At 72.0% G+C, this 26,205-nt stretch carries 23 protein-coding genes, 1 pseudogene and 1 riboswitch; of the genes and pseudogenes, 7 read left to right on the plus strand and 17 right to left on the minus strand.

Going from position 1 to position 26,205, the window contains the following annotated elements; genetic code table 11:
• Positions 1–79: 79 nt before the first annotated feature.
• A complete protein-coding gene (locus tag ACNAYW_RS18475) occupies positions 80–460 on the minus strand; it encodes an Rv2175c family DNA-binding protein (RefSeq protein WP_415851118.1) in 381 nt (126 codons plus the stop codon).
• A gap of 118 nt (positions 461–578) precedes the next feature.
• On the opposite strand from ACNAYW_RS18475, the gene ACNAYW_RS18480 reads away from it, so the two are divergent.
• The 3 genes and pseudogenes from ACNAYW_RS18480 to ACNAYW_RS18490 form a co-directional block, all read left to right on the plus strand.
• A partial coding sequence (locus tag ACNAYW_RS18480) for a protein kinase domain-containing protein (RefSeq protein WP_415851167.1) occupies positions 579–1,596 on the plus strand: 1,018 nt, incomplete at its 3' end.
• A 1-nt stretch (position 1,597) separates the two neighbouring features.
• Positions 1,598–2,768 (plus strand): annotated as a pseudogene (locus tag ACNAYW_RS18485) (PASTA domain-containing protein); the annotation flags it as partial.
• 63 nt (positions 2,769–2,831) lie between these two features.
• Positions 2,832–3,944 carry an ElyC/SanA/YdcF family protein gene (locus ACNAYW_RS18490; RefSeq protein WP_415851119.1) on the plus strand — a complete coding sequence of 371 codons (1,113 nt, stop codon included), beginning with the start codon at positions 2,832–2,834 and terminating at the stop codon, positions 3,942–3,944.
• On the opposite strand, the gene ACNAYW_RS18495 is transcribed toward ACNAYW_RS18490, so the two are convergent.
• Entirely contained in the window at positions 3,941–5,815 is a 1,875-nt protein-coding gene (locus tag ACNAYW_RS18495; RefSeq protein ID WP_415851120.1) for an acetate--CoA ligase, read from the minus strand. The genes ACNAYW_RS18490 and ACNAYW_RS18495 overlap by 4 nt on opposite strands.
• Before the next feature lie 140 nt (positions 5,816–5,955).
• Between ACNAYW_RS18495 and ACNAYW_RS18500 the strand changes: the two genes are divergently transcribed.
• Positions 5,956–6,915 carry a hypothetical protein gene (locus ACNAYW_RS18500; protein WP_415851121.1) on the plus strand — a complete coding sequence of 320 codons (960 nt, stop codon included), beginning with the start codon at positions 5,956–5,958 and terminating at the stop codon, positions 6,913–6,915.
• Here the strand turns inward: ACNAYW_RS18500 and ACNAYW_RS18505 are convergent.
• From ACNAYW_RS18505 to ACNAYW_RS18545, 9 genes are all read right to left on the minus strand, one after another.
• Positions 6,912–8,309 (minus strand): class II 3-deoxy-7-phosphoheptulonate synthase, encoded by a 1,398-nt coding sequence (locus ACNAYW_RS18505; protein WP_415851168.1) that lies wholly within the window; start codon positions 8,307–8,309, stop codon positions 6,912–6,914. The two genes, ACNAYW_RS18500 and ACNAYW_RS18505, sit on opposite strands and share 4 nt — an antisense overlap.
• Before the next feature lie 51 nt (positions 8,310–8,360).
• The gene (locus tag ACNAYW_RS18510) at positions 8,361–8,837 is read right to left on the minus strand and encodes a polyadenylate-specific 3'-exoribonuclease AS (RefSeq protein ID WP_415851122.1); all 477 of its coding nucleotides are present in this window, start codon (positions 8,835–8,837) and stop codon (positions 8,361–8,363) included.
• An 11-nt stretch (positions 8,838–8,848) separates the two neighbouring features.
• A complete protein-coding gene (locus tag ACNAYW_RS18515; protein ID WP_415851123.1) occupies positions 8,849–9,559 on the minus strand; it encodes a lysophospholipid acyltransferase family protein in 711 nt (236 codons plus the stop codon).
• Positions 9,560–9,643: 84 nt separating this feature from the next.
• Positions 9,644–10,390, minus strand: a complete 747-nt coding sequence (locus ACNAYW_RS18520; RefSeq protein WP_415851169.1) for an amino acid ABC transporter ATP-binding protein — start codon at positions 10,388–10,390, stop codon at positions 9,644–9,646.
• Positions 10,391–10,434: 44 nt separating this feature from the next.
• Complete coding sequence (locus ACNAYW_RS18525) at positions 10,435–12,234, minus strand: ABC transporter substrate-binding protein/permease (RefSeq protein WP_415851124.1); 1,800 nt, start codon at positions 12,232–12,234, stop codon at positions 10,435–10,437.
• Between the two features lie 71 nt (positions 12,235–12,305).
• Complete coding sequence (locus ACNAYW_RS18530) at positions 12,306–13,256, minus strand: ROK family protein (protein ID WP_415851125.1); 951 nt, start codon at positions 13,254–13,256, stop codon at positions 12,306–12,308.
• Positions 13,257–13,707: 451 nt separating this feature from the next.
• Positions 13,708–14,934 carry an ArsA family ATPase gene (locus ACNAYW_RS18535; protein ID WP_415851126.1) on the minus strand — a complete coding sequence of 409 codons (1,227 nt, stop codon included), beginning with the start codon at positions 14,932–14,934 and terminating at the stop codon, positions 13,708–13,710.
• Positions 14,934–15,398 carry an SRPBCC family protein gene (locus ACNAYW_RS18540; RefSeq protein WP_415851127.1) on the minus strand — a complete coding sequence of 155 codons (465 nt, stop codon included), beginning with the start codon at positions 15,396–15,398 and terminating at the stop codon, positions 14,934–14,936. Before ACNAYW_RS18540 ends, ACNAYW_RS18535 begins: the two co-directional genes overlap by 1 nt.
• A complete protein-coding gene (locus tag ACNAYW_RS18545) occupies positions 15,391–15,792 on the minus strand; it encodes a hypothetical protein (protein ID WP_415851128.1) in 402 nt (133 codons plus the stop codon). The genes ACNAYW_RS18540 and ACNAYW_RS18545 overlap by 8 nt, the downstream gene beginning before the upstream one ends.
• A gap of 122 nt (positions 15,793–15,914) precedes the next feature.
• On the opposite strand from ACNAYW_RS18545, the gene ACNAYW_RS18550 reads away from it, so the two are divergent.
• The gene (locus ACNAYW_RS18550) at positions 15,915–17,717 is read left to right on the plus strand and encodes an AMP-dependent synthetase/ligase (protein WP_415851129.1); all 1,803 of its coding nucleotides are present in this window, start codon (positions 15,915–15,917) and stop codon (positions 17,715–17,717) included.
• Between the two features lie 70 nt (positions 17,718–17,787).
• Here the strand turns inward: ACNAYW_RS18550 and ACNAYW_RS18555 are convergent, their stop codons facing one another.
• The 5 genes from ACNAYW_RS18555 to ACNAYW_RS18575 all read right to left on the minus strand — a co-directional run bounded on the left by ACNAYW_RS18555 (position 17,788) and on the right by ACNAYW_RS18575 (position 23,031).
• Positions 17,788–18,918 (minus strand): glycosyltransferase family 4 protein, encoded by a 1,131-nt coding sequence (locus tag ACNAYW_RS18555; RefSeq protein WP_415851130.1) that lies wholly within the window; start codon positions 18,916–18,918, stop codon positions 17,788–17,790.
• A 36-nt stretch (positions 18,919–18,954) separates the two neighbouring features.
• Complete coding sequence (locus ACNAYW_RS18560; RefSeq protein WP_415851131.1) at positions 18,955–20,673, minus strand: acyl-CoA dehydrogenase family protein; 1,719 nt, start codon at positions 20,671–20,673, stop codon at positions 18,955–18,957.
• Between the two features lie 43 nt (positions 20,674–20,716).
• Positions 20,717–21,760 (minus strand): NlpC/P60 family protein, encoded by a 1,044-nt coding sequence (locus ACNAYW_RS18565; RefSeq protein ID WP_415851132.1) that lies wholly within the window; start codon positions 21,758–21,760, stop codon positions 20,717–20,719.
• Between the two features lie 60 nt (positions 21,761–21,820).
• Positions 21,821–22,498, minus strand: a complete 678-nt coding sequence (locus ACNAYW_RS18570) for a C40 family peptidase (RefSeq protein ID WP_415851133.1) — start codon at positions 22,496–22,498, stop codon at positions 21,821–21,823.
• A gap of 14 nt (positions 22,499–22,512) precedes the next feature.
• Positions 22,513–22,664: riboswitch (cyclic di-AMP (ydaO/yuaA leader) on the minus strand.
• Positions 22,665–22,785: 121 nt separating this feature from the next.
• The gene (locus ACNAYW_RS18575; protein WP_415851134.1) at positions 22,786–23,031 is read right to left on the minus strand and encodes a hypothetical protein; all 246 of its coding nucleotides are present in this window, start codon (positions 23,029–23,031) and stop codon (positions 22,786–22,788) included.
• A gap of 120 nt (positions 23,032–23,151) precedes the next feature.
• Here ACNAYW_RS18575 and ACNAYW_RS18580 point away from each other — a divergent pair, with 120 nt between their 5' ends.
• Together ACNAYW_RS18580 and ACNAYW_RS18585 are read left to right on the plus strand one after the other, a co-directional pair.
• Positions 23,152–24,981, plus strand: coding sequence for a DEDD exonuclease domain-containing protein (locus ACNAYW_RS18580; protein ID WP_415851135.1), 1,830 nt, complete (start codon positions 23,152–23,154; stop codon positions 24,979–24,981).
• Positions 24,982–25,008: 27 nt separating this feature from the next.
• Complete coding sequence (locus tag ACNAYW_RS18585) at positions 25,009–25,284, plus strand: Lrp/AsnC family transcriptional regulator (RefSeq protein WP_238220680.1); 276 nt, start codon at positions 25,009–25,011, stop codon at positions 25,282–25,284.
• Between the two features lie 3 nt (positions 25,285–25,287).
• Here ACNAYW_RS18585 and ACNAYW_RS18590 read toward each other — a convergent pair whose 3' ends face one another.
• The gene (locus ACNAYW_RS18590; protein WP_415851136.1) at positions 25,288–26,202 is read right to left on the minus strand and encodes a hypothetical protein; all 915 of its coding nucleotides are present in this window, start codon (positions 26,200–26,202) and stop codon (positions 25,288–25,290) included.
• Between the last annotated feature and the right edge of the window lie 3 nt (positions 26,203–26,205).

Below are 26,205 nucleotides of genomic sequence, written 5' to 3' on the forward strand. Positions count from 1 at the left end.
AGAACCACACCGTCTCGCCCCGCACCCCGTGGGCACGCCGACCGCGTATCGCGCCCTGCGGATCCAGGCGCCGCCGGAACTAGAACGCCATCGACTGCGCGCGGCGGATCATCTCGCGCGCGGAGTCCGTGTGCAGCAGCTCGGCGGGCGGGGCGTCGAGGTCGTCCTGCGGCTCGAACAGCCAGCGCAGGATCTCCGCCTCGTCGAAGCCGCCGTCGCGGAGCACGCTGAACAGCCCGGTGAGATGCTTGGCGATGGAGAAACGACCGTCGACCTCCCCGAAGAACAGCCGCGGAACGTGGAAGTCGCCGCCGCGCCGGACGGCGATCAGCTGGCCGTCGCGCAACAGCTGCAGCACCTTCGACTGCGACACGCCGAGGCCCTTGGCGACCGTGGCGAGGTTGTAGGTGGCGGTGCCCTCGGGCAGCAGATCGTCGCTGAGATACGGGACGGAGCTCACCGTCACACTGTACCCAGCGCGCGGATTCGGCCCTTCCACCCCCGGGGTCGCTAGGCTGAACTGTCGACACCGCACACATCGAGAGGACCCGGAGAAGGTGAACACCCCGCGCGACCCGCTGATCGGTGCCCGCATCGAGGGCCGCTACCGCATCGATGCGGTGATCGCGCGCGGCGGCATGTCCACCGTGTACATGGGCCTCGACCTGCGGCTCGACCGGCCGATCGCCATCAAGGTGATGGACCCGAAGTACGCGGCCGACGCCCAGTTCGTCTCCCGCTTCGAGTTCGAGGCCCGCGCCGTCGCCAAGCTCAAGGACCCGGGCCTCGTCGCCGTCTACGACCAGGGTGTCGACGGTGACCTGGCCTTCCTCGTCATGGAGCTGGTCACCGGTGGCACGCTGCGCGAACTGCTCGGCGAGCGCGGCCCGATGCCGCCGCACGCGGTGGCGGCCGTCATGGGCCCCGTGCTCACCGCGCTGGGCACCGCGCACCGCGCCGGCCTGGTGCATCGCGACGTGAAGCCGGAGAACGTCCTCATCTCCGACGGCGGTGAGGTCAAGGTCGCCGACTTCGGCCTCGTCCGCGCGATCGCCGCGGCGTCCGTGACGAGTTCGTCCGTGATCCTCGGCACGGCCGCCTACCTCTCGCCCGAACAGGTGGAGTCCGGCAACGCCGACGCCCGTTCCGACGTCTACTCCAGCGGCATCCTCGTCTACGAGCTCCTCACCGGCCAGGTGCCCTTCACCGGCGACACCGCGATCTCGCTGGCCTACCAGCGCCTGCACAACGACGTGCCGCGGCCCGGCGCCGCGATCGCCGGAGTGCCGCCGGAGTTCGACGAGTTCGTCGCGCGCGCCACCGACCGCGACCCGTCGCGCCGCTACACCGACGGCTTCGCCATGGCCGAGGCGCTCGCCGCGATCGCCGAGGATCTCGACCTGCCGCCGTTCACGGTGCCGGCGCCCCAGTCCAGCGCCGAGCAGCGCGCCGCGGCGGCGATGTACGCGCAGCGCGGCGAGCCCCTGATCCCCGCCGCGGCGGAGCCCACGGGCGCGCTCATGCCCGGCCAGCCGCTGCCGGGTACCACCCGGCCCGGTCAGGCGACGCCGGGCGTCCCGCCCGTCGCGCCGGCCCNCACCCTCGCGCAGCCGGCCGTGCCGCCGAACCCGGTCCAACACACCCGCGCCGAGACCATGCACGAGCCGCTGCCGCCCGAGACGGCGGCGCAGCCGTGGACTCCGCCGCGGAAGAACCGGGCGAAGTCGTGGATCATCGTCGCGCTCATCGCCGTGGTCTCGCTGCTGCTCGCCTTCGGCGGCTGGTGGCTGGCGTCCGGGCAGTACACGACGGTCCCCAACGTGACGGGCATGGACCGCCCCGCGGCGGAGCAGGCCATCAAGGACGCCGGGCTCGACGTCGAACTGGCCGGCACCTACAGCAACGACATCACCGAGAACACGATCACGCGCCTCGACCCGTCGGCCGGCAGCCGGATCAGCCGGTTCGGCACCGTCACCATCGAGTACTCCCGCGGGCGGCCGACGGTTCCCCAGTTCCGCCCCGGCGACAGCCCCGAGAACGTCGAGAAGCAGCTGCGCGACAACGGCCTGGTGCCCAAACGCGGGCCCGCCCAGTTCAGCCGCGACATCGCGCAGGGCGGCGTCATCGGTCTCTCGCCCACGCCGGGCACGCGCGTGGCGGTCGGTGCGACGGTGACCGTGGTCGCCTCCGCCGGCAACCAGCCCGTCGACATCCCCGACGTGCGCGGCAAGTCCCCCGAGGAGGCCACGGCGCTGCTGCGTTCGGCGGGCCTCACGGTGAAGGAGACCACGCAGCAGTTCGACTCCGGGACCGAGGCCGGGAAGGTCTTCGGCACCGATCCGTCGGGCCAGGTGAACAAGGGCGGCAGCGTGACCCTGCTGGTCTCCAATGCGCTGACGGTGCCGGACGTGATCGGCAGGACGTCCACCGAGGCGCAGCAGCTGCTGCAGCGCGCGGGCCTCGTCGCCGAGCTCACGGGCGAGACCGGCTCGGGGTCCGTCGTCACCTCGACGAGCCCGTCGGCGGGCGGCCGCGTGGACCCGGCGAACAAGCGCGTCACCGTCACCATGGCCGCCCGGGTCACGGTGCCGTCGGTGACCGGGATGAACGTGGGCCAGGCGCGTTCGGTGCTGCGGGACGCCGGCCTGCAGGTCAAGGTCAACGGGATCTTCGCCTCCGACAAGTCGCAGGTCATCTGGCAGGACCCGGGCGGCGGCTCGCGCGTCCAGGCCGGGTCGACGGTGACCGTCACGGCCCTGCCGTGAGCATCGCCCGGCGTGCGGACTGATCCCCGGCGGGACATCGGCCCGCGGGATAGCGTGGGCGGCATGAACCGGACCTCCGCCCCGACCCGCGCGATCGCCCTCGCCGCGATCGGCGCGATCGCCCTCGCCGGCTGCACGGCGAACTCCTCCGACGGTGCGCCGGCGTCCTCGGCCGCATCGTCGTCCTCCGCCGCCGCCGGCGGGGTCGCCGGCCGGGTGGCCACGCTGCTCGCGGAGGCGAAGCAGGCCTTCGACAACCCCACGCGCACCTCCACGGCGGGGAGCACCGACAAGACCGTCGACAACATGGCGGTCGTCGAGCAGAAGCTGCTCGACGCGTCCGCGCTGGCCCCGTACCGGGCGGACCTGTTGTTCAGCGCGGCGTCGGCACGCATCGCGCAGAAGAACGTGCCCGGGGCCCTCGAGCTGTACCGCAAGGTCCTGGCCTTCGCGCCGGACGACGACGATGCGCACACCTACCTCGCGGTGTGGAACCGCTTCCTCGGCGACGCCGCGGGCTCGGCCGCCGAGGTCGAGCAGCTGCGCCGGGTCGCGCCCGACCGGGTTCCCGAGGTCGAGGCCCTGTTCGCCGCGATCGACGCAGCCGTGCGGGCGCCGCTCACCGACGCGGCGCCGGCGAGCGCACCGCCGAGCACCGGCATCGTCGTGCTGGGCTACGCGCTGAAGAAGGACGGCACGATGGACGCGCCGCTCCTGCAGCGCCTCGAGAAGACCCTCGAGGTGGCGCGCGCCCTCCCCGCGGCGCCGATCGTGGTGACCGGCGGCGTGGAGCAGGCCGGGAAGACGGAGGGCGCGCTGATGAAGAACTGGCTCGTGGAGCGCGGCGTCGACGCGGCGCGGATCACCGACGAGAACTTCGCCCGCACCACCGTCGAGAACGCGCTGTACAGCTCGTACGTGCTGGCGACGAAGCGGGTCGACCACGCGATCCTGATCAGTTCCGCGAGCCACGTGCGGCGCGGCACCGTCGACCTGATGCTGGCGGCGCGGGAGAACCTGCCCGCGACGTTCACCGTGAGTTCGGTGGCGGCCGTGGACAAGCCGCTCGCCGAGCTGGCGACGCCGTCGGCGGACGAGCTGCGCAGCATCTACCGCGACGCGCTGAGCACCATCGGCCTGTGGAGCTACCGCAGCGCGCCCCTGCTGCAGCGCTAGCCGCGGAGGACGCCGCGCAGGTCGTCGAGGACGGCCGGGTTCTCGATGGTCGACGGGACCGCCTCGTCGCGCCCCTCGGCGATGGCGCGCATGCTGCGCCGCAGGATCTTCCCGGAGCGGGTCTTCGGGAGCGCCGCGACGATCGCGACCTCCTTGAGTGCAGCGACGGCGCCGATGGTCTCGCGCACCTGCTGCACGATCTCGGCGCGCACCGCGTCGTGGTCCCAATCGCCACCGGCCTTGAGCGCCACCAGCGCCCGCGGCAGCTGGCCCTTGAGCTGATCCGCCACGCCGATCACGGCGCACTCCGCGACCGCCGGATGCCCCGCGATCGCCGCCTCCAGCGCGCCGGTGGAGAGCCGATGCCCGGCCACGTTGATCACGTCGTCCGTGCGGCCCATGACGAACAGGTAGCCGTCCTCGTCGAGGTAGCCGCCGTCGCCCGTGAGGTAGTTGCCGGGGAACGTCGAGAGGTAGGAGTCGACGTAGCGCTGGTCGGCGCCCCACAGCGTCGGGAGGGTGCCGGGAGGCAGCGGCAGCGAGATCACCACCGCGCCCTCGGCCCCGGCCGGGACGTCGCGTCCGGCATCGTCGACGATGCGCACCCCGAACCCGGGCACCGGGACCGTGGCGCTGCCGGGCTTGACCGGCATCGGCTCCACTCCGCGCAGGTTCGCCGCGATGGGCCAGCCCGTCTCCGTCTGCCACCAGTGATCGATCACGGGTACGCCCAGCTTCGCCGCCGCCCACTCGTAGGTGTCCGGGTCGAGCCGCTCCCCCGCCATGAAGAGCGTGCGCAGGCCGGAGACGTCGGAGCGCGTGAGGAACTCGGCGTCCGGGTCCTCCTTGCGGATCGCGCGCAGCGCCGTCGGCGCGGTGAACAGGTTGCGCACGCCGTGCCGCTCGATCACCCGCCAGAACGCGCCCGCGTCGGGGGTGCCGACCGGCTTGCCCTCGTACACCACCGTCGTGGCGCCGATGAGCAACGGCGCGTAGACGATGTAGCTGTGGCCCACGACCCAGCCCACGTCCGAGGCCGTCCACCACACCTCCCCCGGGTGCGCGTCGTAGATCGCCCGCATCGAATAGGTCAGCGCCACCGCGTGTCCGCCGTTGTCGCGGACCACGCCCTTCGGCTTACCGGTCGTGCCGGAGGTGTAGAGGATGTACAGCGGGTCGGTGGCCTTGACCGCGACCGGGTCCGCGGGCTGCGCGGCCGCCTCCGCCGCGGCCCAATCGTGATCGCGCGGGCCCAGTTCCGCCGTCAGCTGCGGGCGCTGCCAGACCACCACCGCGTCCGGCTTCGCGACTGCCGCGTCGATCGCCGCGTGCACGATCGGCAGGTACGGCAGCACCTTGGAGCCCTCGAGCCCGCACGACGCGGTGACGATCGCCTTCGGCCGGGCGTCGTCCAGGCGCGCCGCCAGTTCCGGCGCCGCGAAACCGCCGAACACCACCGAGTGCACCGCACCGATCCGCGCGCACGCCAGCATCGCGACCACGGCCTCGGTGATCATCGGCAGGTAGATCACCACCCGATCGCCCTTGGTCACGCCGAGGCCGGCGAGCACGCCCGCGAACTTCGCGACCCGCTCCAGCAGCTCCGCGTACGTGAGGGTCTGCACCTCGCCCGTGATCGCCGAATCGTGGATCACCGCGGGCTGATCGCCGCGCCCCGCGGCGACGTGCCGGTCCACCGCGTTCACGCACGTGTTCAGCTCCGCGTCCGGGAACCACCGGTACAGCGGGGCATCGGCATCATCGAGGACCCGCGACGGCGGGACGATCCAGTCGACCGCGGCGGCCTGCTCGGCCCAGAACCCCTCCGGATCGGTCATGCTGCGGCGGTACTCGTCGGCGTAGGCACCCATGTGGGCATGGTCTCAGGACACCGGGGGCGCGGCAGGTGATTCCGGCGATTGTGGCCCGCGTCATCGGGCAACGACGGGCGCCCGGGGCGCGAGCTTGTTAGCCTCCGGGCACACGGGCCGGTACGGCGGACGGAGTCGCGATGACGGAGACCAACGGCGCCGCGCGCCGGCGATGTGCGTTGGACACGATGCCCGCCGAGGACCGACGGGCGATCGCGGCGTCGAACTCCGTCCGGTCACTGCTCATCATCCGGTTCTACGGCGGCGCCGTCGGCCTGCTGCTCCCGGTGGCGCTCATCGCCGTGGACTTCGCGACCTCGGGCGAGTACTGCGTGCGGGTCCGCGACTCGCTCAGCGTCTACTACCACTCCGGTGCCCGCGACATCTTCGTCATCGGCCTGGGCATCGTGGGATTCCTGCTGTTCTCCTACAAGCTCAACCGGCGCTCGGCGGCGAACGCGCTGAGCACCGTCGCCGGCGTCGCCGCGGTCGCCGTGGCCGCCTTCCCCACGGGGCTGCCCGGGCGGATCCCCGCCGGCGAGTGCGGCGCGGGCGCACCGCCCCCGGTCGCGACGCCGCTCCAGCTCGCCCTCGGCACGGACCGGACCGCGCTCGTGCACGCGATCGCGGCGCTCGTGGTTTTCGTGCTGTTCGCCCTCATGTGCGTGACGACGGCGCTGCACGACCGCCGCAATCCCTTCCTCCGGCCGGCGGTCGCCCCGCCGGGGAGCACCCCGGTGCGCCGCCTGCTCGCGACGGTCTCCAACCGGGCCGGGTGGCGGTTCCACCTCGCGTGCGCGGGGACCATCGTGGGCGTCGGCGCGCTGTGCCTGCTCGCGGCGCGGGCCGGCACCACGCTGCCGCTCCACCTCGGCCCGCTCTGGGTGGCCGAGGTCATCGGCATCCTGGCGTTCTCGGCGTCGTGGTTCGTCAAGGGCCTCGACGACATGTTCTTCCGGCGCGAGCCGTGGTCGCAGCGGGAGCTCTCCGACATCCGGTGGGGTGTCGCGCAGGGCGACGCGCTCTCCCTGGTGCCCTGCGGCGGCGACGGATCTCCCGCCGCGCGCCCCGCACCCCGGGAGATCCGCTACACGGCCTAGCCGCGCAGCATCTCCGCGACCAGGAAGGCCAGCTCGAGGCTCTGCTGGGTGTTCAGGCGCGGATCGCAGGCGGTCTCGTAGCGGCCGGCGAGGTCGGCGTCGGAGATGTCCTGCGCGCCGCCGAGGCACTCGGTGACGTTCTCGCCGGTGAGCTCCACGTGCACGCCGCCCGGGTGGGAACCGATGGCGCGGTGCACCTCGAAGAAGCCCTGCACCTCGTCGACGATGCGGTCGAAGTGGCGGGTCTTGTAGCCCGTCGAGGACTCGTGGGTGTTGCCGTGCATCGGGTCGCACTGCCAGATCACCTTGTGGCCCGTCGCCTCGACGGCCTCGACGATCGGCGGCAGCGCGGTGCGCACGTTGCCGTTGCCCATGCGGGAGATGAGGGTCAGCCGGCCCGGCTTGTTGTGCGGGTCGAGCCGCTCGACGTACTCCACCGCCTGCTCGGGCGTGGTCGTCGGGCCGATCTTCACGCCGATCGGGTTGTGGATCAGCTCCATCAGGGCGATGTGCGCGCCGTCGAGCTGGCGGGTGCGCTCACCGATCCAGAGGAAGTGCGCCGAGAGGTTGTAGAGCACCTGCTGGGCCTCGGGATCGTCCGGGTCGTCGGCCAGGCGCAGGAGGCCGCGCTCGTAGTCGAGCACCAGCGCCTCATGACTGGAGAAGATGGTGGCGGACTTGAGGTTCCGGTCCTCGACACCGCACGCGGCCATGAACCGCAGACCGCCGTCGATCTCGGCGGCGAGCGCCTCGTACCGGGCGCCCGCGGGCGAGTTCGCGACGAACTCGCGGTTCCACTCGTGCACCTTGTGCAGGTCGGCCATGCCGGAGCCGGTGACGGCGCGCACCAGGTTCATCGCGGCGCTCGCGTTGGCGTACGCGCGGATCAGGCGCGACGGATCGTGCTTGCGGACGGCCTCCTCGGGCGGGAAGCCGTTGACCATGTCGCCGCGGTAGCTGGTCAGCCCCAGGGCGTCGGTGTCCGAGGAGCGCGGCTTGGCGTACTGGCCGGCGATGCGCGCGACCTTGACGACCGGCATCGACGCGCCGTAGGTCAGCGCGACCGCCATCTGCAGCAGGGTGCGGATGTTCGCGGCGATGTGCGGCTCGGTGTTGTCGACGAAGGTCTCGGCGCAGTCGCCACCCTGCAGCAGGAAGGCGCGTCCCAGCGCGACCTCGGCGAGCTGGTCCTGCAGCGACTGGATCTCCGGCGGCACGGTGATCGGCGGCACCGACTCCAGCACCGTGCGCATCGCGTCCGCCTGCTCCCGCGGCCAGCTCGGCTGCTGCAGCGCCGGCTTGGCCAGCGCGCCGTCGAGGCGCTCGCGCAGGTCACCCGGGAGAGCCGGGAGCTTGGGGAGGGTATCGATGGGGACGTCGACGGTCCAGTTCACTGCCACGTGAGAGAGATTACGCCGAGGAGACGCGCCCGGATCATGAGGGCGCTACGCGCCCGCTATCGCCCGGTACTTGGCGAGGTTGTGCCGGGCGTCGGCCAGCGCGTCGTGCGCGTCCGCCGGGGCCGGGGGCAGGTGGGGCCGTCCCCGCTCGTCCCACAGCTGCTTGAGCTCGCGGGTGAAGCGCGGCATCGACCGCGGCAGGGCCGTCATCGGGCCCCAGAGCTGGCACAGCGCGACGTGGTCGTACGCCGCGACCCAGGCCCACAGCTCGATGTCGCCCGGGCCGGCGGTGAGGAAGTCGAGCACCCCGTCGCGGATCGCGGCCCGCGACTGCCACGATTTACTCGCGGGCGGCGGCAGCTTCGGCAGCACGTTGGCGCGGACCCACGGCCCGGCGCGCTCCGGGTCGAACTCCGTGGAGACGGCGTAGAACTCGCGCCCGTCCTCGCCGACGATGCCGATGGAGACCAGATCTATGACCCTTCCGTCCTCAATGAATTCCAGGTCATAGAAGTAGCGCATGGGCACTGAGGTTACGCGGCGCCCGCCTCCCGCTCCTCGCCCGGGACGACCACGCCGTCCTTGACGTCCTGCGCGTACACGTCCACGTACGCCTGGCCGGACAGCTTCATCAGCTCGTACATCACCTCGTCGGTGATGGCGCGCTCGATGAACCGGTTGCCGGACATGCCCTCGAACCGGGAGAAGTCGAGCGGCTTCCCGATCCGGATCTGCACCTTCGTCGGGCGCGGCAGGGTCGAGCCCGGCGGATTGAACTTCTCGGTGTCGACCATCGCGACGGGGATGATCGGGGCGCCGGTGTCCAGCGCCATCCGAGCCATGCCCGTCTTGCCCTTGTAGAGCCGGCCGTCGGGGCTGCGGGTGCCCTCGGGGTAGAGGCCGAGCAGCTGGCCGTCGTTGAGCGCGCCCACCCCGGCGTTGAGCGCGTCCTGCGCCGCGCTGGCGCTGCCGCGCGTGATCGGGATGCAGCCGACCGAGGAGAAGAACCACTTCTTGAAGGCGCCCTTGAGGCCCTTACCGGTGAAGTACTCGCTCTTCGCCAGGAACTTGATGGGCCGGGGCACCATGAGCGGCAGGAAGAACGAGTCCATCACCGCGAGGTGATTGCTCGCGAGGATCGCCGCGCCGTCCTTGGGCAGGTTCTCGACGCCCACGACGCGCGGGCGCCCGAGGAGGCGCAGCACCGGCCCGATCAGGATCCACTTGAAGACCATCCACCACATGTCGCCCAGCTCTCCGTCCGATGCCCGTCGTGCTGCACCTCACTCTACCGACGCCGCCCGCCCGCCGCGGGCGGAGTGCGGGGGTCAGAGCACCTGGGAGAGGAAGGTGCGCAGGCGCTCGCTCTCGGCGTCCTCGAACAGCTTGTCCGGCGTGCCGGCCTCGACGACCTTCCCGGCGTCCATGAACACGACGTTGTCGGAGACGGTGCGGGCGTACCCCATCTCGTGGGTCACCACCACCATCGTCATCCCCTCTGCGGAGCACTCGGTCATCAGCGCGAGGACGCCCTTCACCAACTCGGGATCCAGCGCGGAGGTGGCCTCGTCGAAGAACATCACCTGCGGCCGCATCGCCAGCGCGCGGGCGATGGCCACGCGCTGCTGCTGGCCGCCCGACAGGCTCGACGGACGCTGCTCCGCCTTCTCCCGCAGGCCCACCACCTCCAGCTCGGCGAGCGCGAGCGCACGCGCCTCCTCGGCGCTCAGGCCCCGCAGCTTGCGCGGCCCCATCGCGACGTTGTCCACGACCGACTTGTGCGGGAACAGGTTGAACTGCTGGAAGACCATGCCGATGCGGCGCCGCAGCTCGTCCGGGTCGTCCTTCAGCACCGAGCGCCCGTCGAGCATGATGTCCCCGGACTGCGGCTCGTGCAGCCGGTTCAGCACGCGCAGCAGCGTGGACTTGCCGGACCCGGACGGTCCGATCACCGTCGTGGTGGTGCCGGCCGGGACGTCGATGTCCACGCCCCGCAGCACGTGGTTGGCGCCGAACGCGAGGTGCAGGCCCCTGCCCTCGAGCGAGACGGGCACGATCGGCGTCTTCCCGGGCACCGACGGTGCGGACGGTGCGGCGCTCTGGTTCTCGGTCACGGCGATCAGCCCTTCTCCGCGGCGAGGTCGAGCTCGACGGGGGCCTGTTCCCGCTTGCCCGAGCGCAGCCGCGCGTCGATGTGGTTCACCAGGTGGGTCAGCGGCACCGTCAGGACCAGGTAGAACAGGCCCGCGGCCACGAGCGGCGACAGGTTGCCGGTGTTGGCGTTCAGGTCGCGGCCGACGGCGAAGAGCTCGCGCTGCGAGGCCAGCAGGCCGAGGAAGTAGATCAGCGAGCTGTCCTTGATGAGCGCGATGAACTGGTTCATCAGCGCCGGGAGCACCCGCCGCACGCCCTGCGGGATGATCACGAGCGACATCGACTGCCGGTAACTGAAGCCGATGGCGCGCGAGGCCTCCATCTGCCCCGCCTCCACCGACTGGATACCGGAACGGAAGATCTCGCCGATGTACGCCGCGGCCAGCAGGCCGAGCGCGATCGCGCCCAGCCAGTACGGGTTGTTGCCCGTCATGTCCTTGACGATCGGCCCGATGCCGAGCCCGAAGAGCAGGATCACCACGACCGCCGGGAGCCCGCGGAAGACGTCGGTGTACACCCGGGCGGGCCAGCGCAGCCAGCGGGTCCGGGAAATGCCCGCCACCGCCAGGAGCAGGCCGATGACGGTGCCGATCAGGCCGGAGACGATCGCCAGGATCAGCGTGTTCGGCAGGCCGGTCTTGAGCAGGTACGGGAAGGCCTCGCGGTAGAGACTCCAGTTGAAGAAGGTCTCGCCGAGCTGGGCGAGCGCCCCCTTCTGCTCCGTCGCACTCGATGCCTCCGGCTTCTTCGCGGCGTTCGCCGCCGCGATCGCCGCGAAGTCCGGCAGCTGCGGTGCGGGCGCGGCCTTCGAGCCCGGCTTCCAGCCCTGCGGCATCTCGCGCGGCGCCCAGTCCGAGTACAGCTTCGCGTAGGTGCCGTCCGCGATGATCGCGTCCAGGCCCGAGTTCAGGGCGTCGACCAGCGGCTGGTTGCCCCGGGCGACGGCCCACCCCACGTAGTTGTTCACCGAGAAGGTGTTCTCCACGACGGCCGTGCCGTCGCTGGGCTTGACCTGCCCGTCCGCCTGCGCCGAGGGCGCGATCCACGCGTCGATCTGGCCCGAACGCAGGTTCGCGTACGCGGTCGCGTAGTCGGGGTACTTCACCGGCTCGAGCTTCAGCACGTTCGTGACGTACTCGTCCTGGACCGTGCCCTGCACGACGCCGATGCGGTTGCCGGCGGAGAGGTCGCTGAAGCCCGTGATCGCCGAGCCCGCCTTCACCACCAGCGAGAAGTAGCCGAAGTCGTAGCCGTTGGTGAACGCCACCGTCTGCCGGCGCGCGTCCGTCGTGGTGATCGACGACGAGCCCACGTCGTAGCGCTTGGTGGCCACCGCCGACAACAGGCCCGAGAACTCGGTGCCCGAGAACTCGACCCGCAGGCCCAGCTTCGCCGCGATCGCCGCCAGCAGCTCGTTGTCGAAACCGGTGTACCGGCCCGTGGCCTGGTCGAGGCAGATGCTCGGCGGCGCGTCCCCGAGGGTTCCGACGGTGATCGTGCCCGGCTTGATCAGCCCCAGCGCGTTCCGATCGATCGACTCCAGCGGCACCACGCCCGGCGTCGTGTACTTGTCGACGTCCCGATCGCCCGCGGCGGCGAGGTTGAGCGGCGCGGCCGAGGCGGACGCCTCACCGGGCGGGGCGCACTTGCCGGCGTCGGGCGCGGCGGCGGCGACGCCCACCGGCGAGACCAACGCGAGCAGGAGTCCGAGCAGCGGAATCACGGCGAGCAGCCGGCGGCCCCGAGCGTTTCTGGGTGCGATCACGCGTGAACCTTACGGTGTGCCCGACCGGGAGACGAGGTTTGGGATCACCGAAGATCGGTAACCGGGGCTCCTCAGCCGATGACGGCATCGCGCGCCAGCGCGGCGGCGCCGAGCATGCCGGCCCGCTCGCCGAGCTCGGTCGCCCGGATGCGGGCCTTACGGCGGTACTTGCCGCCCGTGAGCTGCTGCGCGTACTGGTCCCGGGCGTCGTCGAGGAACAGGCGCGACGAGGCGCCGACGCCACCGGACAGGACGATCAGGTCCGGGTCGAAGACGTCGCTGACCATCGCGAGGCCGACGCCCAGCCAGCGGGCCAGCTCGGCGACCGCCTCCTGCGCCACCGGGTCCCCCGCCTCGGCGGCAGCGGCGACCTTGCGGCCCGTGAGCGAGCCCGGATCCTCCGCCAGCTCCCGCGCGAGCAGCACGCCGCGCGAGCCCTTGGGACCCATCAGGTCGATCGCGGTCTCCACCAGCGCGGTCCCGCTGCAGTAGCGCTCCCAACACCCGCGCTTGCCGCAGTCGCACGGCCGGCCGTCGGGCACCACCTGCAGGTGGCCCAGCTCCGGCGCGACCCCGTAGGCCCCGCGGTAGAGCTCCCCGTCGATGAGCAGGCCGGCCCCGATGCCGGTCCCCAGCGCGACGACGCAGGTGACCCGGGACTGCCGCGCCGGGCCGTGGACGTACTCGGCCCAGGCGGCGGAGTTCGCGTCGTGCTCCATGATCACGGGCAGGCCGATCCGCTTCGCCATCTCGGCCGGCACCGCGGTGTCGCGCCACGGCAGGTGCGGCGCGAAGGCGACCCGCTGCCGCGCCGGGTCGAGGAACCCCGCGACGGCCAGGCCCACGGCCCGTACGTCGTGCTCGACGCACAGCTCCTGCACCACGCGATCGAGGCAGCGCTCGAGCGCCGCGGCACTGCGCGGCGTCTCGGCCCGGGCCGTGTCGACGACGGTGCCGTCGTCCGTCACGACGCCCGCGCGGACCGAGGTGCCGCCGATGTCGATGCCGATCGTCAGCGTCATTTAAGGCTGGTCCTCCCCGGGTTCCGCCAGTCGGATGTCGATGCGCTCGTAGCCCCCCGCCTGCGACGAGGGCGCGGCGGGCTCCCCGGTCGCTTCCGCGCCCGGCTCCGCGGGATCCGCGGCCTCGGGCTGCTCGCGGCCGACGGTGGCGAAGTAGTCGGCGACGACGGCGGCCGCGGCGATCCGCGCGCTGCCCAGCAGTTCTTCGGCGAGCCGCAGCAGGTCGGCGAGCACCTCGTCGGCGAAGTGCCCGAAGGACTTCGAGGCCTCGGCCGCGAAGGGCTCGAGGTGCCGGNCGNNGNCGCCGCCGNGCGCGCNCNGCCGGCNCGCGCCGGGGTCGCCGTCGGGGTGCGCCGAGTGCTCGGCAAGGGCGGCGGCGATCCAGGGCCGGGCGGTCTCGAACAGGCGCGCCGCGGAGGTCAGGAACTCCTCGGAGGGATCGGGGGTGGGTTCAGCCACGGGGCCACACCTCCGGATCGGGGACGAAGGTCACGCGCAACTCCCCTTCCTCGTACGTGGCGCCCGCAACGACGCAGCGGCGCAACACCGACGGTAGCCGGATCCGGCGCCGCACACCCTGGGCTTCGACGACGACGTCCTCCTCGACGCGGCCGAGTCCGATCGTGGTGGGGTCGACCAGCGGCAGCGCGACCGACCATTCGTACCGGGCGTCGAGGCCGGGGCCGCCCGTGGGACGCACGTCGGGGACCGGCACCGCCACCGGCTCCGCGTCGAGGATCGCCGCCGCGTCCCAGCGCAGCGCCGCCGCCGCGGCGGGGGTCAGCACGGTCTCGACCGCTTCGGCCGCCTCGATCACCGGACGACCCAGCACCGTCGCCACGTCCGCGAGGGCCTCCCGCGCGTCGTCCTGCGCGGCGACCCGCGACCGGACGAGGCGCACCGCGGGATGCGGCAGGTCCAGCGCGAACCGGTCGTCGAGGTCGATCAGACGGTTGAGCACGAGCGCGACGGGACGCAGTCCCAGCACCTCGAGTGCCGCGAGCTCCTCCCGCGCCCGCGCCGCCCGTCCGCCGTCGCCGGTCACCACGTGCACCAGCTCGAGCGCCGAGCGGTCGGCGACGAAGCCGGCCAGCCGGTCGGCGAGCCCGGCCACCGGCTCGGCGAGCAGCAGCGCGGCGAGCGAGCCGCCGGCCGGTCCGGCGGCGGATCCCGACAACCGGACGTGCCGCGGCCATACCCGCTCGAGGTACGCCGCGAGCGACGCGGGCGCGGTCAGCAGCGAGACGAGATCGTCGAAGGCGGGACCGTCGACGACGACGGTGGAGTACGCACCCGACTCGACGTGCCCCGAGATCGCGCGGAGCACGAGGACGTGCTCCGCGTCGGCGAGTCCGGTGAGTTCGGGCGGCTCGAGCGCGAACGGGTCGAAGCCGGACCCCCGGCCGTCGGCGCCGTCGGCGAGGCTCCGGCCGGCGCGCACGGTGGCGGACAGGCCCTCCCACCACTGCGCGAGCAGTTCGACGGGATTGAGGTGCACGTGGTCGAACGGTCCGGTGCCGTCGGCCAGGAGCGGATCGAAGACCCGCCCGACGGTGACGAGGAGGGTCCGTCCGCGCGCCGCGGCGCGCGCCGCGAGCGCCGTCGCCAGGGTGGTCCGACCGGCTCCCCCGGCTCCGGACACCAGCAGCAGGCGAGTGGCGGTGTCCTTCCCGGACATCAGGATTCGGCCGCCGACTGGGCCTCGACGTGGCGCTTGAGCTCCTTGAGGGCGGTGTCGGTGATCGCCTTCTCCGCCTTGCGGCGGAGCATCCCGAGCATTGGGATCTGCAGCGTCACCTCGAGCGTGTAGGTGACCGTGGTGCCGGCCCCGTCGGCGGTCGGCGTCAGGTCGTATCGGCCGTGCTGGGTGCTCTGGAGCGTGCTCGCCGCGAGATCCCACTCGACAGACCGGCCACCGGGCGCCCACCGGTACTCGAGCTCGTAGGTGTCCCGGAGGAAGCCCTCCTCGAGCACGAACCGCACGCGCCGGGGCCGCCCGTCCGACGTGGTCTCGAGCACGGTGACCTCGCGCGCCGCCGAGACCCATTCGGGGTAGCGATCGAAGGCGGAGATAGCGGCCATGATCCGCTCCGGCGGCGCCGCGATCACGATGGATTCGCGGGTGCGCTCCGCGTCAGACACGCCCCACCTCCTCGGCGGCGGGCACGGCCGGGCCGCCCAGCACCCTGCCGTCCTCGGCCGTGAACTTCACGTCGAACATCACGTCGTGCCCGCGGACCCGCCGCTCCCGCACGTCGGCGGCGATCTGCTCGGGCGTCATGGGCGCCTTCGGCTCGGCATGCAGGAAGTAGTGCAGCAGGCTTCCGTCGAGATGCGGCTCGATCCAGAACTCCGAGGTCCCGGCGACGGCACCGTCGACCTTCCACCGGATTCCGAGGTCGCCCCGGTCCTCGGTGACGGTCAGCCGCAGGTCGGGGAACCAACCGCGCCACCGCTGCGCGCCCGCCATCGCGGCGGCCACGGCACTCGGGTGGGCGGCGACGAAGGCGACGTCGGCCACTTGGATGGTGCTCACCTCCTAAGCTTCACACATCCGGCCGTGAGGCGGACGGTGCCGGGTCGGTTCGGGCCCGGAACGCGCCTGTAGCAGCGGTGTAAGGTTCACCACAACACCACCGTTTGCGACCCGGAGGATTCGTGCGCGAGATCAGCGTTCCCGCCAACTACACCATCGACCCCTCGGCCTCCACGGTCGACGTCGTCTTCGATGTGGCCCGCACGGACCCGGACAGCGTCCGGATCAAGCGCCTGGTCGCGGGAACCTGGGAACCCGTCACGTCCAAGCAGTACGAGCAGGAGATCCTGGGCGTCGCGAAGGGGCTCGTGGCGCAGGGCGTGCAGCCGGGCGACCGCGTGGCGCTGGTCTCCTCGACCCGGTACGAGTGGCCCCTCATCGACTTCGCGATCTGGGCCGTCGGCGCCGTGACCGTGCCCGTGTACGAGACCAGCTCGTCCGGCCAGATCGACTGGATCCTCGAGGATTCCGACGCCGTCCTCATGATCATCGAGGGCCCGAAGCAGGCGGCCGAGGTCGCCGAGCTGAAGGATCTGCACAAGGTGCAGCGCGTCCTGCGGATCGACCCGGAGGACGGCGAGCGGGGCGCCGTCGAGACGCTCACCGCCGAGGGCGCCGACGTCACCGACGAGCAGGTGCACGCCGGCCGCGCGGACGTGAAGGCCGACGACCTCGCCACGCTGATCTACACCTCGGGCACCACGGGCCGCCCCAAGGGCTGCGAGCTCATGCACTCGAACCTCATGAGCGAGGCCGAAGCCATCCTCGCCTCGCCCTTCGGCGACGCCATCCGCGGCGGCTCGAACGTCATGTTCCTGCCGCTGGCGCACGTGCTGGCCCGCGCCGTGAACATCGCCTGCTTCAAGGGCGGCGCGGTGGTCGGCCACTTCAACGACACCAAGAACCTGGTGCCGCAGTTCTCGATCTTCCAGCCGACCCTGATCCTCTCGGTGCCGCGCGTCTTCGAGAAGGTCTTCGTCTCCGCCCAGCAGAGCGCCGTCGACGGCGGCAAGGGCAAGATCTTCGAGGCCGCCGTGCAGACGGCGATCGAGTACAGCCAGGCCCAGGACACCGGCGGCGCCGGCCTCATCCTCAAGGCCAAGCACACCCTGTTCGACAAGCTGGTCTACGGCAAGCTCAAGGCCGCGCTCGGCGGGAACTGCAAGGTGGCGATCTCGGGCGGCGCCCCCCTGGGCGCGCGCCTCGGCCACTTCTTCCGCGGCGTCGGCATCACCGTCATGGAGGGCTACGGCCTCACCGAGACCACCGCGGCGATCACCGTGAACGTGGCGGGCGCGCAGAAGATCGGCACCGTCGGGCGGCCGCTGGCCGGGCAGGCCGCGAAGATCGCCGAGGACGGAGAGATCCTGCTCAAGGGCTCCGTCGTGTTCCGCGGCTACTGGCGCAACGAGGAGGCCACGCGGGCCTCGCTCGAGGACGGCTGGTTCCACACCGGCGATCTGGGGTCGATCGACGACGACGGCTTCCTCTCGATCACGGGCCGCAAGAAGGAACTCATCGTCACGGCGGGCGGCAAGAACGTCTCCCCCGCCGGCCTCGAGGACGCGCTGCGCAGCAACCCGCTGATCTCGCAGGCCATGGTCGTCGGCGACGCGCAGCCGTTCATCGCCGCGCTCGTCACCATCGATCCCGAGGCCTTCCCCCAGTGGAAGTCCGCGAACGGCAAGCCGGAGGCGGCCACCGTCTCCGAGCTGCGCACCGACCCCGACCTCCTGGCCGAGATCAACAAGGCCGTGGCGGCCGCCAACGAGACGGTCTCCAAGGCGGAGGCCATCAAGAAGGTCCGCATCCTGCCCGAGGACTTCTCCGAGGAGACGGGCGAGATGACACCGACCATGAAGGTCAAGCGCAACGTCGTGACGCAGAAGTACGCCGACGACATCGCCGAGCTCTACGCCAAGTAGCCTCGAACCCAGAACCGCCGCACCGGATCCCGGTGCGGCGGTTCTGTTCTCGTATCCGACGGTCCGCGGGTCAGTACGGGTTGAGGAGCGTCTGCAGTCGGTGCCCGAGGCGGCGCCAGTCGAAGTGCTCGGCCACCAGCTCGCGCCCGCGGGCACCCATCGTCGCGGCGCGCTCGGGGTCGGCGAGCACGCCGGCGACGGCGTCGGCGATCGCCTCGACGTCGCGCCCGGGCACCACGTGGCCGGATTCGCCCTCCCACACGGTCTCGGGGGCGCCGCCGGAGTCGCCGGCCACGACGGGCTTGCCGGTCGCGGAGGCTTCCAGGAAGACGATGCCGAGCCCCTCCACGTCGAGGCCGGCGCCGCGGGTCCGGCACGGCATGGCGAAGACGTCGCCCACGTTGTGGTGCGCGGCGAGCTCGTCGAACGGCACCGTCCCGGTGAAGATCACCTGCTCCTCGACACCCACCTGGCGCACCAGCTTGTGCAGTGTCTCGGCGTAGGGTCCGCCGCCCACGATCAGCAACCTGGCGCCCGGCACCTGCTCCCGGATGCGCGGGAGGGCGCGGATCAGCATGTCCTGCCCCTTGCGCGGCACGAGGCGTGACAGGCACAGCACCACCGGCTCGTCCGCGCCGAGGCCGTAGCGGGCGCGCAGGGCCGAGCGGGCGGCATCGTCGGGCCGGAAGACGTCCGTGTCGACGCCGGGCGGGAGGTGCTCCAGCGCGGCCCGCGGGCCGAAGGCGGCGGCGAACCGGCCACGGGTGTACTTGCTCACGTAGGTCGTCACGTCGGTGGTGTCGCCGATGCGACGCAGGCAGGCCCGCGACGGCGGGAGCATCGACCAGCCCACCTCGTGCCCGTGGGTGGAGGCGACGGTGCGCAACGCGCCGGCGTCCTTGAGCGGAGCGCCGAGGAGGGCGAGCGGTGCGGCGGCGCCGAACCAGACGGTCTCGATGTCACGCGCGCGCACCAGGTCCCGCGCGCGCGAGAAGGCGTCGGGCGTGGGCAACAGGAGGGTCGTCGGGTGACGGACGACCTCGAAGGGCTGCGCCGCGTCGTACTCCTCGCTGCCGCGCCAACGCGAGGCGTACACGACGAGCTCGTCGGCGGGCAGTTGCCGGACGAACGCCTGGAGATAGGTCTGGATGCCTCCGGGACGGGGCGGGAAGTCGTTGGTGACCAGCAGCGTGCGCGGCATGGCGTCAACCGTACTGGTCGCCCCGCCCCGGGCGGCTCAGGGGCGCATCTCGTACGCGCCGTCGTAGGCGGCGACCTGCTCCCACACCCGGTCGAAGGTCGCCTGATCCGCGACGGGACGGCGCACCGCGCCGAGCGCCCATTGCTGCTGCGCCGCCGTCGCGCCCGGCTTGCCGTACAGGCCCACGGCGTACGCGGAGAAGTCCCGGATCTGCACGTCGAAGATGCGGCTGAGCAGACTCCGGTCGAGCCCGGTGAGCGCGGCCTGCTCCAGGATGAGCTGGCCGTACACGACGAGCGAGAAGAGATGCCCGATGTCGAGGACGAAGTCGAGGTCCTTGCTCTGCTCCGCATCGGGCGCGGCGGTCAGCAGGAGGTCGCGGAGCGCCTTCGCCTGCTCGTAGAAGATCGCGACGTTCGGCTCGTCCACCGCGGCCTCGTACGCCGTCGTCCAGTCCGCGAAGGCCACCTTGCTCGCGCCGCCCAGCGGGCCCTGCGCGAAGAAGAAGGCGTCGTCGGCCGCATCGAGGCGGGTGCCGACCTCCGGGCACTCGGCCGGGTTGAGGAGGTAGTTGGGCATGTACTTGAGGATCTGCGCCACATTGACGTGCACGGTGCCCTCGAGCCGCGGCATCCAGCCGATGTACCGGTTGGCCTGGTGGAAGTAGGTCGTCTTCTCGTAACCCTTCGCCGCGATGACGTCGAGCAGCAGGGTGACGACCTTCTCCCCCTCGGAGGTGACCTTCGACTTGGTCATCGGGTTGAACAGCAGGTACCGGCGGTCCTCGCGGCCGGCGCTGCGGAAGTAGTCGACGGAGCGGTCGCTGAACAGCTTCATCGCGGCGAGCCGGGCGTAGGCGTCGACGAAGTTGGCGCGCACGTGGCTGAAACCGGTGACGGGGTGGCCGTAGAGGATCCGGTTGTTGGCGTGCGTGATCGCCTCGTAGAAGGCGTGCTCGCCGATGCCGATGGCGCCGTGGCAGAGGTTGAACTTGCCGACGTTGACGGTGTTCAGCGCGGCTGCGAAGGCGTCCGGCCCGGTGTGCAGGACGTCCTCGGCGGCCACCGGGTAGTCGTGCAGGGCGAAGGTCGAGACGAACATCTGCGAGTGCACGACGTTGTCGATCAGCTCGTAGGCCGGGTGGGCGCTGTCCGCGGCGAAGAAGACGTAGCCCTCGGGACCCTCGACGTCCGCCCGCCGACCGAACACGGAGACCATGCCGGCGGCGTTGCCGTTACCGATGTAGTACTTCGTGCCCGACGCGGTGAAGCCGCCATCACCCGTCGGCGTCAGGATCATGTCGGTGTCGTAGACGTCGGCGCCGTGCGCGCGCTCGGAGAGCCCGAAGGCCATGATGCCGCCGTCGGCAAGTTGGCGCGCGGCCTTGCGTTTGGCCTCCTCGTTGTCGCTCATCCAGATCGGCCCCAGGCCGAGGATCGTGACCTGCTCGGCGTACCAGTAGGAGAGGCCGTAGAACCCGAGGATCTCGCTGAGTGCGGCGTTGCGCACGGCGTCCCACCGTCGGTTCGGGTCCCCGTCGGCGTAGGCGGCGGGGGTCAGGAACGTGGCGAAGAGCTTCTCGCGCTTCTCGAACGCGAGGAAGTCCGCCACCCAGTCGGCGTCGAGGTCGGCCTGCAGCAGGCGCCGCTTGCCGTACGACTCGAAGAAGTCGACGGTCGCACGGAGCAGCCGACGCGTCTCGGCGTCGAAATGCGCGTAGTCGGCGGTGTGCGGATTCAGCAGGAAGGCGGACATGGGCTCACTGTAGCTCCGCAGGCCCCGTCCGCACGCCGGCGGGCTAGTAGCGGACGGCCGCGTTGTACGGGCCCGCGGCGTCGATCGGAACGACCTGGACGGGCACGCCGAACGTGGAGGCGTGCACCACCTTTCCGTCGCCGACGTACATGCCGACGTGCGTGGCGGCGGAGTAGTAGACGATGATGTCGCCCGGCTGCAACTCGCCGCGCGAGACCTGGCGGCCACCGCTGAGCTGCGCCTGCGAGGTGCGCGGCAGGGACTTGCCCGACTGCTGGTACGCCCAGACCATCAGGCCCGAGCAGTCGAACTGGCCGGGGCCGGTGCCGCCCCAGGCGTAGGGGCTGCCGACGCGGGTCAGCGCGGCCCGCACGGCGGCGAGCTCGGACGTGCTCCCCGGCGGCACCTTGCTGGGGTCGAACGGCGTGGGCGGGCCGATGAGGGTCTGACGCTGGGCGCCGGTGAGCCGGTCGTAGATCGCCTTGATCCGGGCGATCTCCTGCGCCAGCCGCGACTTCTTCTGCTTGAGGTCGGCGGCCTTGCGCTCGGCCTCGGTGCGAGTGTCCTCGGCCGACTTCGCGGCCTCGGCGGCGCGCGTGGCGGCGGAATCCGCGGCGGCCTTCGACTTCTTGTAGGCGTCGACGGTGGCGATGACGTCACGGTTGACGAAGTCGAGCGTCGACATCTGGTCGAGCATCTGCTGCGGCGAGTCGCTGACGAGCAGGGCATAGGTGCGGTTGGTGCGCGAGCCCTTGTAGTTCGCGACGACGACGGCGTCGATCTGAGGCTGGAGCGCCGCCTTCCGCGCCTGCACCGCCGAGACCTCGCGCTTCGCCGCTACCAGGGTGGCATCGGCGGCGCGCTTGGCGGCGGTGGCCTTCTCGGCGTCCTCCTGCGCTGCCTTCGCGGCCTCGTTGGTGCCGGAGGCCTGCTCCGAGAGAGCCTCGTACTGCTTCAGCGCGGCGTCGGCGGTGTCGGGGTCCGCGGTCGCGCTACCGGTGACGGTCAGCCCGGCCACCAGGGCGACCACGGCCGACGCCGCGGAACCGCGCAGCACGAGCGAGCGGGAGGGGGAGGTCGATGACACGGCCGAGCGGGTCCTTCCAAGCTGGAGCACGATTGCGAACGCAATCACTGCCAGGTTACGTCAGTAACGACGGGCGGAGTAGACCGACATCTCGTTGAGCGGGCTCACCTTGACGGGGATGCCGTAGTTCACCGAGTGCACGACCTTGCCGTTGCCGATGTACAGCGCCGCGTGGCTGCCGCCGTTGTAGATCACGATGTCGCCGGCCTGGAGGTCCGAGATCGGGATCGAGCGACCGCCGCCGAGCTGGCCGTAGCTGTCGCGCGGGACGGTGATGCCGGCCTGCTTCATGGACCAGTAGACGAGGCCCGAGCAGTCGAACGAGTTGGGGCCGGCCGAGCCGTACGAGTAGGGCAGGCCGGTGCGCGACAGCGCGGCCTGCACGACCTTGGCCTTCGCGCCGCCCGGCTGCGCGCCGGCGACGGTGGTGACGCCCGGCTTCGGGGCGATCGCGACGCCGCTGACGACGTTGGGCCGTGCAGCGGTGGTGCGGCCGGCGGCGCTCTGCGCGGGCTTCGCGGCCGGCTTGGCCTTCCCGGCGGCGACGGCGGGCTTCACGCCCGGCGCGGGTGCGGGCTTCGCCTTGGGCGCGACCGGCGCCGGCGCCGCAGGGGCGGGCGCTGCGAAGGCGGCCGTGGGGGCCGCGAGCGTACCGATGGTCACGGCGCCCGCTGCGAGCGCACCGCGGGCAACGGTGGCACCCTTGCTGGGCTGCGGCTGAAGTCGGTGTTTCGCCACGAAGCGATTCTCCTAAGTTTCTTCCCGACCGCCGACCGAGTTAGCTGACGGGTTCGGGCGAGGAAGATGCCCTACCCCGGAGGCTCGAGAGCCTCCGGCGATTCACCCCGGATAACACGTGTGGGTCCCCGGCGAGGCCTCGCGCCCTCTTAGGCGGTGACCTCGGGAGACGGGACGGTTTTCGCCCCGGGCACCTCCGCAAGGTCTCAGAAAGATTACGAAACGGAAACGCGCCTGTCTAGCCGGACGCGCCGGGGAAGCACCCCGAGACACCCGCGACGACCCTCTCAACCGGCTCGTTTCGCCTGGTCAGGGACCACCCTGAGGCGGGGCAACATTCCCTCGTTCGCGAAGGCCGCGATCGCGTCACTCAGGCCAGGTTCCGCCGTGACCGGCGGCTCGCCGGGGCCCTCGACGGCGGCCGGCCCGGTCGGTGCGGCCACGACGACCGGGCCGAGGAGGAAGCCCACGGCGCAGTCGCCGCAGGCTCGGGGCCGGGCGGGGCAGGTGGAGCAGTCGACGTGCAGTGTCATGGCGGTGTCCCTTCGTCGTCGGGTTCTCGATGCCGGCGACGCTAGCCCCCGCCGCCGACAACTTTCGAGCGCGCATTCGGGCGGCGGAAACCTGTCGGTGGGGTGTTCTACGGTCGCCGCATGCAGCTCAGCCTGGACGATTGCGAGACGGGCACCGTCGACCCGCTCCTGCGGGAGGTGACCTTCGTCGTGGTCGACCTGGAGACCACGGGCGGCTCCCCCAGGGGCGGGGACGCGATCACCGAGATCGGCGCGGTCAAGGTGCGCGGCGGCGAGGTCCTGGGCGAGTTCGCGACCCTCGTCGACCCCGGCTGCGGGATCTCGCCGCACATCACCCACCTCACCGGCATCACCACCGCGATGGTCACCGGCGCTCCGCGGATCGAGTCCGTCCTCCCCTCGTTCCTCGAGTTCGCCCACGGCGCGGTCCTGGTCGCGCACAACGCCCGGTTCGACCTCGGGTTCCTCAAGGCCGCCGCGGCCACCACCGGCACCCCGTGGCCGAAGCCCGCGTCCCTCTGCACCGTCCAACTCGCCCGGCGCGTGCTCACGCGGGACGAGGCACCGTCGGTCAAGCTCAGCGAGCTCGCGCGCCTGTTCCGCACCGAGACCACCCCGACGCACCGCGCGCTCGACGACGCCCGGGCCACCGTCGAGGTGCTGCACGGGCTCATCGGCCGGGTGGGCAACCTCGGCATCCACACGCTCGGGGAGCTGCGCGGGCACCTCCCCTCGGTCACGCCGCAGCAGCGCGCCAAGCGCCACCTCGCCGACCCGCTGCCGGAGCGGCCCGGCGTGTACCTGTTCCGCGGACCGGGCGACGAGGTGCTCTACGTGGGCACGTCCGGGAACCTCCGACGCCGGGTCAGGAGCTACTTCACGTCGGGCGAGACGCGGGGCCGGATCAAGGAGATGGTGGGCCTCGCGGAGCGCGTCGATCACGTGGAGTGCGCGCACGCGCTCGAGGCGGCCGCGCGGGAGCTGCGCCTCATCGCCGCGCACACTCCCCCGTACAACCGGCGGTCGAAGCACCCCAAGCGCGGGTGGTGGATCTGCCTCACGACGGAGGCCTTCCCGCGGCTCGCGATCAAACGCTCCGCGCCCGCGGGCGCCGCGTGCATCGGGCCGGTGCGCTCGCGGACCGACGCCGCCGATCTGGCGGACCTGCTCGCCGAGGCGTGCGGCCTCCGTACGTGCACCACCCGACTGCGAGCCGGGGCGGTCCACGCCTGCGCCCTGGGGCCCGACGGTGCGCGTCCCCTCGGCGGGTGCCAGGCCTCCGTCGCGCTGCCCGAGCCGGCGGCCCTGTACCGGCCGCGGGCCGACCGCGCGGCCGCCGCACTCACCGGACGCTCGTCGGAGGTCTTCGACGCGCTGGAGGCCCGCCTGGCGGCCCTCGCGGAGCGGGAGTTCTTCGAGTCTGCGGCCCGCCTGCGAGACCGCGCCGCGCGGCTCGTTGACGCGGTCGCCCGCTCGCACGCGCTGGTCGCCTTCGCGGACGTCCCCGAGCTGTCGATCGCGCACCCCGACGGCGCCGGCGGGTGGGAGCTCTCGATCGTCCGGCACGGCCGCCTCGCCGCGGCGGGCGTGGCGCCGCGCGGCGTGCCGCCGATGCCCGTCTTCGACCGTCTGCGCGCGGGCGCCGAATCGGTGTACGAGGCGGCCGGCGCTGAGCTCGCCGCGCCCGACGTGCCCGGCACCCTCTTCCCTTCCGACAACCTGCACGGCGCCAGCCCCGAGGAGGCCGCGCTCCTGCGCCGCTGGGCGCTGCGCCCGGGCACGCGCATCGTCGACGTACAGGGAACGTGGGGCGAGCCGCTCGCGGGCGCGGGTCGCTGGCTCGCATGGGCCGGGCGGGCCTCGGAGGCGGGCCGCGACGCCCGGGCGGCGGCGGCGCATCCGCGCGGGCGCGCCAGGCAATACAGTGAGGAGGCCACGCACGCCGCGTGAGCGCCAGATCGACCGGAAGGCCCCGCAGTGATCACCGCGATCGTCCTCATCAACGCCGACGTGCACCGCATCCCCGAGACCGCGCAGGCCGTCGCGAACATCGAGGGCGTCTCCGAGGTGTACTCGTGCGCCGGCGACATCGACCTCATCGCGAAGGTGCGCGTGCGCGAGCACGATCAGATCGCCGAGGTGGTCACCGAGAAGATCAACCGGATCGACGGCGTCGCGAGCACGTCCACCCACATCGCCTTCCGCGAGTACGCGTCGGCGGACGTCGACGCGGGCTTCGACATCGGCAACTGACGCCTACTCGCCGTCGATCATCTCCAGCAGCTCCGGCGGCGGGGTCACGGTCAGCGCGTCCTCGGCGATGCTGCTGATCTGCGTCACCACGCCGTCGCGCCAGTAATAGACGTTGGGCGAGACCGGCCCCACCCCGTCGGAGTAGCCGTTGGCGGCGAACACCGGCAGCAGCATGAGGCCGCCCAGCGCGGACGCGGCGTCCGAGCACGCGGCGAAGGCCAGCTGGTTGCGGAACGGCACGGCGAAGAGCACACCGCCGCGCAGGTCGATGCCGGGCCCCCAGCGCGGCAGCAGGTCCGGCAGCAGCAGCGCGCCGCTCGCCGTGTACACGGATTCGCTGAGGGCGCACTGGAACCGGTGCCCGTCGTGCTCCACTGTCTCGACGCGGACCGCCGTCTCGGTCAGCTCGCGGAACAGGTTGCGCCGCGCGCGGTCGTACCAGGGCCCGAGCGGCGCCAGGTCGCGCACGGAACCGTCGCCGAGCATGCTCACGTGATCGGGATGATCCACCACCAGGATCTCCGCGACGCCCGGCTGCCAGTGCAGCCCGTAGTCGAAGGTCAGCCGCGGATCGCCGGAGCCCACCGAGACATCCAGCAGCCGCGCCACGATCCGCGTCTCCAGCTCGTCGCCGGTGGGATCCTCCGTGGGCCTGAGCAGCGGCGCCAGATGAGACCGGACGATCCGATCCCACTCCCCATCGCCGACGTCGCGAACCTTGCGCACGAGGTTGTCGAGCCCCACCGTGCGCCCATCGGCCACGGCGAGATGGTTACCGCGCAGCTGCGCCTCGAACCCGTTCTCCGCCAAGACCGTCCGCGTCAGAGCCCGCAACCGATCGGCGTCGCGCACCGTCAGCAGACCCAGATACGGGTCCCGTTGGTCCTCGACCGACTTCTTCCTCCCGAACCACCCCATGCC

The sequence above is a fragment of the Tsukamurella ocularis genome, from assembly GCF_965138335.1.
Lineage (GTDB): Bacteria > Actinomycetota > Actinomycetes > Mycobacteriales > Mycobacteriaceae > Tsukamurella > Tsukamurella ocularis_A.

Bases quoted from the DNA above. Each gene is read 5' to 3' on its own strand.
- ACNAYW_RS18560 (WP_415851131.1), bottom strand. From the start codon at position 20,673: ATGTCCGCCTTCCTGCTGAATCCGCACACCGCCGACTACGCGCATTTC.
- ACNAYW_RS18495 (WP_415851120.1), bottom strand. From the start codon at position 5,815: ATGGGTGCCTACGCCGACGAGTACCGCCGCAGCATGACCGATCCGGAG.
- ACNAYW_RS18515 (WP_415851123.1), bottom strand. From the start codon at position 9,559: ATGTGGTGGATGGTCTTCAAGTGGATCCTGATCGGGCCGGTGCTGCGC.
- ACNAYW_RS18535 (WP_415851126.1), bottom strand. From the start codon at position 14,934: ATGTCCGGGAAGGACACCGCCACTCGCCTGCTGCTGGTGTCCGGAGCC.
- ACNAYW_RS18590 (WP_415851136.1), bottom strand. From the start codon at position 26,202: ATGGGGTGGTTCGGGAGGAAGAAGTCGGTCGAGGACCAACGGGACCCG.
- ACNAYW_RS18500 (WP_415851121.1), top strand. From the start codon at position 5,956: ATGACGGAGACCAACGGCGCCGCGCGCCGGCGATGTGCGTTGGACACG.
- ACNAYW_RS18530 (WP_415851125.1), bottom strand. From the start codon at position 13,256: ATGACGCTGACGATCGGCATCGACATCGGCGGCACCTCGGTCCGCGCG.
- ACNAYW_RS18555 (WP_415851130.1), bottom strand. From the start codon at position 18,918: ATGCCGCGCACGCTGCTGGTCACCAACGACTTCCCGCCCCGTCCCGGA.
- ACNAYW_RS18575 (WP_415851134.1), bottom strand. From the start codon at position 23,031: ATGACACTGCACGTCGACTGCTCCACCTGCCCCGCCCGGCCCCGAGCC.
- ACNAYW_RS18580 (WP_415851135.1), top strand. From the start codon at position 23,152: ATGCAGCTCAGCCTGGACGATTGCGAGACGGGCACCGTCGACCCGCTC.
- ACNAYW_RS18510 (WP_415851122.1), bottom strand. From the start codon at position 8,837: ATGCGCTACTTCTATGACCTGGAATTCATTGAGGACGGAAGGGTCATA.
- ACNAYW_RS18490 (WP_415851119.1), top strand. From the start codon at position 2,832: ATGAACCGGACCTCCGCCCCGACCCGCGCGATCGCCCTCGCCGCGATC.